9 protein-coding genes are annotated in these 12,030 nt (G+C 43.6%); 5 read left to right on the top strand and 4 right to left on the bottom strand.

Annotated features, from left to right (window positions below):
* Positions 1-4: 4 nt before the first annotated feature.
* From GWC94_RS00180 to GWC94_RS00165, 4 genes are all read right to left on the bottom strand, one after another.
* On the bottom strand, positions 5-1,390 hold the full coding sequence (locus GWC94_RS00180) for a TolC family protein (RefSeq protein ID WP_161832989.1): 1,386 nt from the start codon (positions 1,388-1,390) through the stop codon (positions 5-7).
* A 64-nt stretch (positions 1,391-1,454) separates the two neighbouring features.
* Complete coding sequence (locus GWC94_RS00175) at positions 1,455-2,720, bottom strand: sensor histidine kinase (protein WP_161832988.1); 1,266 nt, start codon at positions 2,718-2,720, stop codon at positions 1,455-1,457.
* Positions 2,717-3,400: a response regulator transcription factor gene (locus GWC94_RS00170; RefSeq protein ID WP_235918402.1), complete on the bottom strand. Its 684-nt coding sequence runs from the start codon at positions 3,398-3,400 to the stop codon at positions 2,717-2,719. Before GWC94_RS00170 ends, GWC94_RS00175 begins: the two co-directional genes overlap by 4 nt.
* A gap of 110 nt (positions 3,401-3,510) precedes the next feature.
* Entirely contained in the window at positions 3,511-5,895 is a 2,385-nt protein-coding gene (locus tag GWC94_RS00165) for a WG repeat-containing protein (protein WP_161832987.1), read from the bottom strand.
* Between the two features lie 287 nt (positions 5,896-6,182).
* Between GWC94_RS00165 and GWC94_RS00160 the strand changes: the two genes are divergently transcribed.
* The 5 genes from GWC94_RS00160 to GWC94_RS00140 all read left to right on the top strand — a co-directional run bounded on the left by GWC94_RS00160 (position 6,183) and on the right by GWC94_RS00140 (position 11,908).
* Positions 6,183-6,593: an agmatine deiminase family protein gene (locus tag GWC94_RS00160; RefSeq protein ID WP_317163418.1), complete on the top strand. Its 411-nt coding sequence runs from the start codon at positions 6,183-6,185 to the stop codon at positions 6,591-6,593.
* Between the two features lie 419 nt (positions 6,594-7,012).
* Positions 7,013-8,227, top strand: coding sequence for a site-specific integrase (locus GWC94_RS00155; protein WP_161832985.1), 1,215 nt, complete (start codon positions 7,013-7,015; stop codon positions 8,225-8,227).
* A gap of 225 nt (positions 8,228-8,452) precedes the next feature.
* The gene (locus GWC94_RS00150) at positions 8,453-8,758 is read left to right on the top strand and encodes an excisionase family DNA-binding protein (RefSeq protein ID WP_161832984.1); all 306 of its coding nucleotides are present in this window, start codon (positions 8,453-8,455) and stop codon (positions 8,756-8,758) included.
* Positions 8,759-9,066: 308 nt separating this feature from the next.
* Positions 9,067-11,415 (top strand): DUF3987 domain-containing protein, encoded by a 2,349-nt coding sequence (locus GWC94_RS00145; RefSeq protein WP_161832983.1) that lies wholly within the window; start codon positions 9,067-9,069, stop codon positions 11,413-11,415.
* Positions 11,416-11,587: 172 nt separating this feature from the next.
* Complete coding sequence (locus GWC94_RS00140; RefSeq protein ID WP_161832982.1) at positions 11,588-11,908, top strand: phage antirepressor KilAC domain-containing protein; 321 nt, start codon at positions 11,588-11,590, stop codon at positions 11,906-11,908.
* Positions 11,909-12,030 lie beyond the last annotated feature (122 nt).

The following is a 12,030-nucleotide window of genomic DNA, read 5'->3' as shown; positions in this document are numbered from 1 at the left end:
TTATTTATCGGATTTCGGTTAAGAAAATAGAAAGATCTCCCCCCGCCGCAGCCTGTAACAAAAGCGCTTTCCACGCATCCCAATAAGCCTGCTTCAGATCCAGTTCTGCTTTTAGCAACATGTATTGCGACTGCACCAGGTCGGTAAAATTGACCAGCCCGGTATTGTATCGGATCTGCATGGCGTTGAAAGCATACAGACTTGCTTTTTGCTGTATACCCGCTTCGCTGGCTACCCCAATACTGTTTTGAAAAGTTGTGGCTGCAATACGCCGCTGTGTTGACAGCGTGTTTTTACGCTCGAGTAAGTTTTCTTCGGCAGCTTTTGTCATCAATGACTGTTGCTGCAGCTGCTTTTTTACCTCTCCGTATTTCATGATGGGAAAAGCAAGCTGCACACCTGCGCCATAATTGTAGCGGCTGATACCAAGACCATCCCAGGTTTTGATGCTGCCGTCATTCAGAAAGCCGGAGCCACGTGCAAAAGCGGTTCCCCATATGTTCAGCGTAGGCAGATACGATTTTTTTAATGCTGTTTCCTTTGCGTTGTTCAGCGCGATCTGCTTTTCTGCAGACAGTATGTTTGGATGATTTGCCAAAGAAGAATCCGTGCCGGAATACACGAAAGGCAACTGTTCCAGAAAGCTGCTGTCCGAAGGCAGCGGCAGTTTATCGGTTACAAGCAGTTGCCCGAGTAACAACCGCTCTGTCTGCAGTCCGTTCTGCGACTTCAACCATGCGATACGGGCTTTGGAGAGCTCCGAAATAAAAAGCGCGGTGTCAACACCCGGCTTTATTCCCGTAGTGGCGAGCACTTTGCTTTCATGCAAACCTGCCTGTATCCGTTCAATATTATGCTGGTGAACAGCCACTGCATCATATGCAAGCAGAACGTCGAGGTATTTGCTGATAACGTTAACGGCGTAACCGAATGCGAGTTGTTTATAAGCGGCCGCCTGCGCCCCGGCATCGGCCACCGACACCGCGATCTGCGCATCTCTCTGGCCAAACGTAACTGCCTGCCAGTTGAGAAGAACGCTGGCGGCGCTGCCGGTGGCGGGACTGTAATTGTTGCCACCGGACGGGGGGCCTGTCATCGGGAGAATATTGCCCGGATAAAATATGCCGGTGAGGTTATTGGCCGTGCCAAAACCTGCCTGGTACGACGCATCTATCGACGGAAGCCTGCTATAACTGGTTACAGCCACATGGCTGGCAGCCGCCCCTGCTTCGTATTTTCTGGATTGCAGCAGATGGTAGCGTACAGCATTTGCCTGTACGGCATTCTTCAGACTGATTATTGTATCAACAGGTTGCTGGGCACAAAGGGAGGAATGAATAATTGAAATAGCCGCAAGGGTAAGAAAGGCAGTGAAGGTTCTGTTTTGCATAGAGGCTGCACCTTATTTGTACATAAAGCTACCAGCCAATTTGGGAGAAATTTGGGCGGAAGTGTTATGCAAATAATATGCTTACGGTATGCCAGCCGTTGCTGTGTTCATAACTGATTGTGTAGCCGTATAAAATGCAGATCTCTTTTACCAACGCGAGGCCAAGTCCTGTTGTTTTGGTGCTGTAGGAATCCTTCCTGAAGCGTTCAAACAGTGTTTCGGGATCATACTGTAATACCTTACCCGTATTGGAAATGGAGAGCCTGGACGGTTCAAGTGTCATCCTGATCCTGCCGTTCTCTGTATTATGCACCACGGCATTAGTAAGCAGATTGTAAAGAAGTATCTCTATCAGCGATCGGTTAGCCACAACAGTTAGGTTCGCAGCGATATTGCTTTCCAATGAAGGAAAGGAATCGTAATACTGTTGCAGGTCGGCCAGAAGACGTGGCAGTAAATTGCTGATATTGACCGTTTCCGTTTCGGGGAACTGGTTGTTTTCAATCCTGGCGAGCAGGAGCAGTGTTCGGTTCATCAGGCTCAAACGATCGTTGGCTTCCGTGATATGTTGCAGAATGGCCGCATTTTTTTCGGTGAGACCGGGTTCATTGATCAGCAGTTCCAGCTTGGATCTGATGATCGCAAGCGGCGTCTGCATTTCATGCGAAGCATTTTCAACAAACTGCTTCTGGTTATTATACGCGCTGTTGGACCTGTCGACCAGCTGACCGATCACCTTGTGCAAAGCATTGAATTCTGTAATACCTGTTTCTGCAGTAAGATCGAGTGGCTGGTTACGTGTTATATCATAGTTTTCCATCTTCTGCAACGACGCAGAAAATGGCTGCCACAGTCTTTTTGCGCTGTTTCGATTAAGCACCACAATGGCAACCAGCAGCAGCAATAAGATCACCGCTTCCGCTATAAAAACTTTAACGATCAGGTGCGATATTTCCGTGGAAGAAACATAGACAGTCACCTCATACCCATCCCCATTCCATGTATAACGGCTGGTAAGGGTTTCAAAGGGAAGCAGTTTAGCCCTGTCGGGGTAGTAGAGGCTGGTATCCCGCAATGCTCCCTGCCCTACAGACAAGGTATCACTCCTTTTCACGATATCGTATTCACCCCTGACATGCGGGGCAACCGCGCCACCTGTGCCGGTAAACGAGCTCCATACATTACGCTGCTTTAACTGCAATTGTTTGTCCTGCATGTGATGCGCCTGCATGCGAAGCAGAAGAAAAAAAAGCACCGAACAGCCCAACAGTACCATCGGCAGCCAGGTAAGTAAATATTTTGTATTTTTTTGCAGCAGCGGTTTGCTCATAATGATAATTTGTAGCCCAGCCCGTAAACCGACTGGATCAGGTCTTCGTGCCCTTTTTCCTTCAGTTTTCGTTTTAAATTCTTGATCTGTGAATACACGAAGTCGAAAGAAGGCATATTATCGGATTGATCGCCGTAAATATGTTCGGCAATAGCCTGTTTACTCACTACACGGTTCTTGTTGTTGATCAGATAGACCAGCAGATCAAATTCTCCCTTGGTAAGTGCAAGCTGACAGCCATTACAGGTTGCCACGCGGGCTGCCAGGTCAATGGCGAACATATCAGCAACCAGCACATCGGAAGAGCGCTGGCTTTTTCGCCTGAGCAGGGCTTTTACGCGTGCATTCAGTTCCGATAAATGAAAAGGTTTGGTGAGGTAGTCGTCGGCCCCCAGATCGAGTCCCGAAATTCTGTCCTGGACGGAGTTGCGCGCAGAAATAATGATGACGCCATCGTCCTTTTTCTGCCTGCGCAGATACTGGAGCAGCCTGAGTCCGTTGCCATCCGGCAAATTGATGTCGAGAATGATACAGTCGTATGGATGGTCGTCTATTTTGTTCACTGCGGCAGCATAGGTGGCTGCACCATCGCAGGTGAAGTCTTCCAGCGCAAAGTATTCTCTGATACTCTGCAGCAGTGTTGCCTCATCTTCCACCACCAGTAAGCGCATATCGATCATTACGCAAAATTACCGGCTAAATTGGGAGAAATTTGGGTATTTGTCCTGAAACCAAAAGTGGCCATCTCTGCGTATCCGGTTAACCCGACTATCGACGGTTCACGATCCTCTTATTCCATCCTCTTGCCGTTCTTGTCTATATAGAACTGTGCGCCATTCTGGTATACCTTGACGCGCCCGTTTTTAAAACCGTTGCTCCAGTAGCCGAGCTTATCAAATACAAGTGGGATCACTTCTTCACCTTTTTTGTTGATGAACCCCACTTTTTTGTCGAGCCATACCGCTGCCAGACCCTCGCTGAAATAACCCACATCATCGTATTTGATGGTGCCGATGGGGTTACCGCGTTGGTTAATAAATCCGGATCTCCCATACAGTTTTACTTCTGCGGCACCATCGCGGAAACTTTCTGCTTTTTCAAATTTCAGCGGGATCACCACATTCCCGGCTTTATTGATGTATCCGAACCGGCCTGCATTGTCCTGCACTGTTGCCAGGCTCTCGCTGAACAGGCCAAAGGATTTATACCGCTTCATATCGAGTACCATATTATCCTTACGGTCTATATAACCCCTAGGCGTTTTATCGGCATCGTAAGGTGAACTGTTCACCGCACCCAGTCCTTCGGAGAAATAAAGCGACCCGGTGTATTTGAATGGCACCGCCGTTTTCCCTGCCCTGTCTATTGCGCCCCATGCGGAACCACTTCTCACGGTTGCAAAACCTTCGTTGAAACCGTGGGCCTCATCGAACTGCCTGGGTATTATCTCTTTTCCGTTCCTGTCCACATATCCCCATTTGTCGTTCAATTTTACGGCGGCAAGTCCTTCACTAAAATCTTCTATCCGCTCGTATACCATGGGCAGCACAGTTTCTCCTGTTGCTCTTATCAGGCCGCTTTTGTTTTTCTCCTTCACCAGAAAAAGATCATAGTCATGGTCATCTATCCAGTCGGATTTGATATCGTACACGAATGTTCCCTCGTTGTTGATCAGTCCTTTTTTTCCTTTCAGCACCACCTCCATAAACTCCCTGCTGTGCGTGTACACCTGGTCATACTGGATGGGTATCACGATTTTTCCTTTTTTATCGATATAGCCATATTTTCCTTTGTCGCTCACCAGTAGCAGATCACTTAAAAAAGCGCTGACCTCATCGTACATCGGGGCTACTGTTTCCTTTCCCGTTGAATCCACAAAACCGGCTTTTTTATCCAGGGCCACAATACCAATGCCATCCTTCATATCGAGCGACTGATCATAGTTAAATGCGGTGATCTCTTTGCCCTGCCCGTTTACATACCCGGATTTCCCATTCCTGTACATCGGTAAAACGCCATTGTTTTTAGTTCCCGCGCCATCATACCGGAGCGCTGTTATTTCTTTACCTGCGTTGATATCAAACAGCCCGAGATTCTTTCCTTTTGCCACCACATAAATGCCGCGGCCAAGATTGCGATGACCGTCGTAAACCGGGGGCATCATTGTCTTTCCTGTGGCACTGATGACACCATATTTGCTGCCTTTCACCAGTACCGCCAACCCATCGACAAATCTGCCGATGCCATCGTGCACGGGCGGGATGATCTCCTGGCCTTCTTTGTTGATGGCACCTGCTTTGCCGTTCTTTACCACCAGCGCAACATTGTCGTGGAAGTATTGTATCTCGTCATAGCGTTCGGGCGAAAGCTGTTTACCGGCAAGTGAATAGAGTGATGTTTTACCGCCGCCGGTCACCATCAACACTTTGTGATCGTCCTGCACGATCGCTTCAAACTCCAGGGGAAGTATCTCTTTACCTGTTTTATCGATCACACCATATTTGCCGTTGCTTACCACGGCAACGCCATCCCAGAAATCCTCGCCCAGCGAGTAACGTTGCGGTATGACCATTGTTCCGGTCTTATTGATGTAACCGGTGAGTCCGCTGCTGATCACGGCAGCCAGCCCCTCGTGAAACGAACCTGCGTCCGTGTATTTAAAAGGTATGACCGTTTTGCCGTCTTTACCTATGAATCCCCAGTAGCCGTCTTTTTCCACGCCGGCCAGTCCGTCGGAGAAGAACAGCACCGATCCAAATTCGATGTTGGTGGCCAGTGTGCCGTTTGTGTTGATAAAGCCATACAGACCATGCCGCTTTACAGCAGCTAATCCTTCGGTGAAATCAAACGCCTGATCGTATTGCGCGGGCACTGTCTCGGCGCCGCTGCGGTTGATGTATCCGTATTTGTTCCTGTGTTTCACCACAGCCAGTCCCTCTTTGGAAAAAGGCCTGATACTGTCGTACATCAGCGGCGCGATGCGTTTTCCCTCGGCATTCAGCACTGCATATTTCCTGTTGTAATCGCCAAAATTGTCGGAGACCCGGTTGTAAACGATGCTGTAGCCCTCGTAATTTTTGATATAGTCGTACCTGGCAGCAGCGCCCTGTGTCTGGGCACCCAGTCCGGTCATTAAAAAAATAAACAATACGATAAGCGAGCCTGCAACTTTCATGAAGGGGATTTTTAACAATGATAGATCAGCGGTGGGAGTTGGCGAAAAATTATTTTCAGTAAAGCTGCTCACGGAGGCAAGCCTGCCAATATCCGGCTACCACGAATGTAGGACGGGCATTATTGGAATAAAATACCCACAAGTAGGTATTCGCTGACCCTGCGGGAGGCAGGTTTGTACCGCCTCGTTACTATAATTTAGGGTGCTTCGAAATATGGGAGGAGGTCATTTACTCATTAACTCCAACCTCACATGCGTAACATACAGGGGAAGCTTACAATGCCTTTATAAATTTCATTGCAGAAAATAAGGTCTTGCTATCTAATTACCCATCATTGCCATTCTTAAAATCGGATATTGATTTTCTTTACACAATAAGAAAGAAGCTGGAAGAAGAAAAATTGGAGGTGATTGATCTTTATGATCGCCCCATTGATGAAATCGTTCCCTGTGAATGTTATCGGAAGAACAAAAAAACCTGTCTTTATTCAGCAAGAGGCAATTACATAAATTTTCTGCGGCTGAATAAAACGATCATTTTAACGGAATATACTTTGCCAACCGCTAAAGAAACCAAGTATTACAACACGCAAAACGTTGAAATACTTACCAACTTAGGGTTTGAAGTAAAAACAATTAACTGTGATCAATTGGCAAAGATGGGCGGCTCATTACATTGCCTCAGTTATACATTTTAATCTGCGGAAAAAGTTCTAAGATTTTCGGCGAGGCTGCCGAGGTCTGCCGTAGGTTTAGCGGAGAAGCCGATAATTTTATTTATAAATATTATAGGCAACCAAATAGACAACTATATCTATAAAATCGAAAAAGTGCCGGAAGATCCGGCACTCTCGCGAAATTTTGTGGGCCCACCAGGTCAGGTTTTAACTTGCTGAATTTTGCTGATTTTTTAGATATTTTTTTGTTTGAAGGTTGTTTAAAAAGCAGGTTTTCAAATAGATGATGTTTTTGTAGGAAAATCTTTAAATTCTTCAAAACATTGCGGGACAACCAGAAGGACAACCAATCAAAACATTAAAATATCAGTACAATGGTAATGCCGCTATTCAATTTTTACCTTAAAGATGTTCATGCAAAGACATCTATATCTATCTACATGCAGTCAAAATACAACTGCTTCGAGCGCCTGATGCTTACAACAGGCGAAAAGATTCTTCCAGATCATTGGGATCCTACAGCAAAAAGGGCGATTGTAAAACACAATAGGCTTGAATATCCAGCGATCAATGACTGGCTGAGTAAAATGGAAATGGCTGCAAAGGACTATTTCAGAAGCTGCAAATTTGAAGGATTCGTGCCAACTGCGGCACAGTTGAAGGCTCATTTGGAGCAAAAGTTCAACCTGAATCCCAAACCACCGGTGATTGTTCTCAAGACAGCACCTGTTACAGTTTTAAGCTATGTAGACAGGTTTATCACCAACGAAGTGAATAACAAATCAGAAGGTACTATCTATGTATATAACACCTGCAAAAGGCATTTGACTGGCTTTATCAACTTTCTGGGGAAGAAAGATGTAGGATTTGATGAGATCGATGAAGAGTTTTATAACGGTTTTATCCAGTATCTAAACAGTTTAAATTTTGCTCGTAACACCGTAGGTAAGCAAATAAAAGTGCTGAAAACCTTTTTGAATGCTGCAACAGACAGGGGAATCAATTCAAATCTTTTCTTCAAATCGACGCTGTTTAAAAAGCCATTAGAAGATGTAGATAAAATCGCCCTTTCAGAAGCAGAGATTCAGAGCATCTACTCACTTGACTTAAATGGTGAGGGCAGTATAGAAGCGGTAAGGGATTTGTTTGTTATAGCGTGTTACACCGGCTTTCGGTTCAGCGATTTTTCAACGCTAACAAGAGAACATATTTCTGAAAACTTTATCACCAAAACAACCGTCAAAACAAAGGCCAAGGTTATCATACCTATACATCCTATTGTAAGGGAAATATTGAAAAAGTATGACAATGAAATTCCGCCAGCTTATACAAATGCTCACGCTAATGGTCTTTTGAAAGAGATAGCGCAGAGGGCCAAGATCAATACAGATGTCGAGATAGTTAAAACGATCGCTGGTAAGATTGTGAGAAATGTACATAAGAAATGGGAGTTGGTATCTACACATGCAGGAAGAAGATCGTTTGCAACAAACTCTTACTTAGCCGGCGTACCTGCTATCTCAATCATGAAAATGACGGGCCACAAGAGCGAGGCTGTATTCTTACAATATATCCGTGTAAGTGAGTTGGAGAATGCGGAGTTGATACAAGGACATCCTTTCTTCAATGCAAACACCTTCAGCCAGGTTGCTTAACAGTACAGGTTGCGCCATTAATTTTTGAATTGATGAAAAGAATCAAAGAATTTTCTTTGGTTATTGAAAATATTCTTCCGCTCTTTGTATTGAAACCAACAAGTAGAATGGCGGCTTAACGGTTTCATAATTGTAGAATCTTCACTTCCCCTTTCGGATTGAAGAACAAATTGGTAACGCCGAGTATTAATCATCAGCTATTACAGTTGATACCAATTTGTTACAATGAAAGGGATTTTACTCCAACAAACAGACATGCAGGAATTAGAAACGTTGATACGGGGTATCATACGTGAGGAGTTCTCTGCACTCACCAAAACATCTGATAACAGCGAAGCAAACTCGCAAGTCGAGGAGCCTTTCCTCAATAAAATGGAAGCAAGCCAGTTGCTGGGTGTCAGCCTACCCACTTTCTCCAAACTATTGCATGACGGTTGTGTGAAGAGCTATCAGATAGGCAGAAGGAGAAAGTTTAAAAGAAGCGAACTCCTGGCATCAATTCGTTCAAAAAATAGGCAAGTTAATATGTAAAAGCAAGATGAAAGCGCCCCGCCGATAGCGCCTCTTTTGTCAGTTGTCATGACATGATTGCAAATAAAAATTTAATAAAAATATCTACTGATAATAAAATTTTTATAAATGCGTACTCAAGTCAAATATTCCGATTGGCAGCAATGGACTACTATTTGATTACTTACTTATGTGCTGCAACGAGTAGCAATGTTACGACAGCATATAAGTTCTTTGACATAGAGAATCGGGAAACAGAATGAAGTACCGAGAATTTTTATTTACACAATATCCTGTGTTAAGACCAAGATCGTTAAAAGAACAGATCGGTGGGTATTTTATTAAATAGCAATAAAATGGTTATTAATTTTTCTCAGTATGGCATAAAGAATATTGCTATACTGAGCGAGGTAACGCTCGAACAAACGTATGAGTTGATAAAAGGCAGTGAGTCGTTACAGAATTCAACTGAAGAATTACGCCGCCTTACAGGTAAGGAGCAGGATGATTACAAGATCAATAAGCTACCTTATGTAACATTTGGTGGAACATTCAGTGAACGCAAAGACAATGCCTTAATCCAATCATCTGGCCTTGTTTGCATCGATATTGACAAAATATCTGATGTTGATACAACAAGGAAACAGATACTGGATGGTGGATTGGCAGTGTTCTTATTCATTTCTCCAAAAGGTAACGGTATCAAGGTAGTGTTTGTATGCAACAGTAAGTATCCTTATCGGGAGAATTATTATGCTTATAGCCGCTATTTGGTAGAGCTTACTGGTCTTCCAGCAACTCATATTGACAAAAATTGCACTAATGTTTCAAGAGCATGTATCCTGTGCCATGACCCACAAGCCTTTTATAGTAAGGAAAGGTTGGAGGAACAAATTGCAGGAGTAGAGCCTGTGCTGAATAACAGCTATTTTGAAACAGAGACAACAGTTACACAAGCGGAGGAAATAGACGATGATCCAGTATTGCCATCGATACCATTTTGCTTGCAACCAGCGTTCAGCTATCAACCTTTAAAACTCGACTATCAGAAAAGGAACGGTGATAGGAATTTTGCTATTCTTTGCCGTATCGCATCTCGTGATGCTAATGAGTTTAAGGTAGGCAACAGGCACAATTGGTTGTTAAGGTTGGCTCGCATGTGTGTTCATTTCGGTATGCAGAAGGAATACGCACTTGGGCATTTCAAGAATCTCTTTTCAAATCACCCTGCCGTACTTGATACGGAACATCCATTTGATGAGAAAAATGATCTGATTCGTGTTTTTGATGATGTGTACGAGAAGCAAGCTGAACAGTTTGGTACATGGACTAATCGGAATGAAGAATGGCAGACACCATATATACCCGACAGTGTTTATGAGGTACTGCCAAGGTATATGAAGGATATGGTAGGGCTTTTCCCTTCTAACAGGGAAAGAGATATATTCTTTCTTGGTTTTCTGACATTATTGAGTGCCTGTTTTCCAAGGGTGTTTGGGGTATATGATAGGCGTAGGTATCAGTCTAACCTGTTTATGCTTGTTTCTGGCCCTGCAGGTAGTGGCAAAGGTGTTTTACCTTTTGTAAGAATGCTTGGTGAAACAATCCAAAAGCAACTACTTGAAAACTACAAGAAGGAGTTAGCAGAGTTCAAATCAATGCAGGAGGAGGGAAATGAAGAGAATGATACTGCGTTGACCAAACCCACCATGAAAAAGTTCTTCATTCCGGCCGACAATACATCTGCTAAACTAAAGCAGAGTATGGGAGATAATGGGAACCTGGGTGGTATTGTATTTGACATAGAGGCAGATACTTTGTCAGATGCCAATAAGAGTCAACATGGACAGTTCTCGCATTTATATCGCAAGGCTTTTCAGCATGAGCCTATAGAATATGAACGCAAAGGCAATAATGAGTACATGTCTATTGAACGCTCAGCACTTTCAGTATTAGTATCGGGTACTCCTCAACAGGTTGAAAACCTCCTGCATGATGTAGAAAATGGTCTTACAAGCAGATTTGCTTTCTATTCTTTTAAGGAAAGTTGTGGTTGGAAAGAAGTGTTCCCCGCAAGTAGTCAGGATTTAGGAGTGATATTTAAAAGTGAGGGGATTAGACTGGCAGATATGGTGAAGCACTACCTGTTTGATCACATCGATGCCCCTGAAAGTGATATAGAGTTTAGCCTCACAAACGATCAAAAGCAAAGGTTTCATGAGAAGTTCACCCAAAAGGAAGAGCTAATCATTCAAACCTGTGGCAATGAGGTTGCTGGCTCTATACATAGAATGGGCGTTATACTATTTAGGATTGCTATGATCCTGACCGTGATGAGAAAAACCGAGCAGTTGGATACCGGTGCTGTATTGGCAACGAAGATTTACTGCGAGGATGCTGACTTTGAAATCGCAAATAGCATTGTCGATTGCTTATTACATCACATGGTTAATGTGTTTTTTCAGATCAAAGGCGGTAAACAAGCGAACGTTGTGGGTAGCATTAAAGAGGTGTATTTCGATAGATTACCAGCAGAATTTTCTACTGCACAGGCAGCGGAGGTAGCAAAATTGATACAATTTCCGTGGAGCACCGCAGAGAAATACCTTTCAAGGTTGGCTGATAAGGGAAAAAGGTTGGTAAGAGTCAGAAAGGGAGAATATAAAAAAGTGGCATGAAGAATTAAGTAGAGAATTTTTAGATTCCTCCTCCCTCCAAATCCTCCGCAGGTTTAAAAGGTATAAAAGTCATACAGGCTACATACCATGTTCACAAAAAGGGGCGGTGCAAGTGCCGCCTCTTTTTAATTAAATTTTATGGTAACAAATCATTTTTAGAAATTAATCAATTATGGAAAAAGTAAATTATTCAATGACGGAATTGGCAGTCCATTTGAATATCACATTGGGCCGCTATACCATTGGCAGAAATGTATTAATGGAACATTTAAGGGAGTTAAAGGTGCTTCAAACTGAAGAAGCAAAAAACAAACCTTTCAAGGAATTTTACCAACACCAATTTTTTGATGTTATCACAGTAACAAAAAATAATCGGCATTGGAATAAAACAGTAGTTACTGAAAAGGGAATAAAGTGGTTACAGTCAAAGTATGTAGGAACGATCAAAGAAAGAGAATATCAATATTGGAAAGACTGGTACCCTGATGTGTAATAGTTAGTAGTTGATCTGACAGTTTAGGATTTTCTTTTTTGGTTTTTATAGGATATTGATAAAAAAGTTAGGCTGCTGGACTTATTTGGTTCAGCAGTTTTTGTTTGGCTAAGGTAATTGTT

It is taken from the genome of Sediminibacterium soli, assembly GCF_009939225.1.
GTDB lineage: Bacteria > Bacteroidota > Bacteroidia > Chitinophagales > Chitinophagaceae > Sediminibacterium > Sediminibacterium soli.
This window is presented reverse-complemented; position numbering and strand designations above follow the sequence as displayed.

Coding starts and splice junctions, on each gene's coding strand:
- GWC94_RS00180 (WP_161832989.1), bottom strand. CDS start 1,390: ATGCAAAACAGAACCTTCACTGCCTTTCTTACCCTTGCGGCTATTTCA.
- GWC94_RS00175 (WP_161832988.1), bottom strand. CDS start 2,720: ATGAGCAAACCGCTGCTGCAAAAAAATACAAAATATTTACTTACCTGG.
- GWC94_RS00170 (WP_235918402.1), bottom strand. CDS start 3,400: ATGATCGATATGCGCTTACTGGTGGTGGAAGATGAGGCAACACTGCTG.
- GWC94_RS00165 (WP_161832987.1), bottom strand. CDS start 5,895: ATGAAAGTTGCAGGCTCGCTTATCGTATTGTTTATTTTTTTAATGACC.
- GWC94_RS00155 (WP_161832985.1), top strand. CDS start 7,013: ATGCAGTCAAAATACAACTGCTTCGAGCGCCTGATGCTTACAACAGGC.
- GWC94_RS00150 (WP_161832984.1), top strand. CDS start 8,453: ATGAAAGGGATTTTACTCCAACAAACAGACATGCAGGAATTAGAAACG.
- GWC94_RS00140 (WP_161832982.1), top strand. CDS start 11,588: ATGGAAAAAGTAAATTATTCAATGACGGAATTGGCAGTCCATTTGAAT.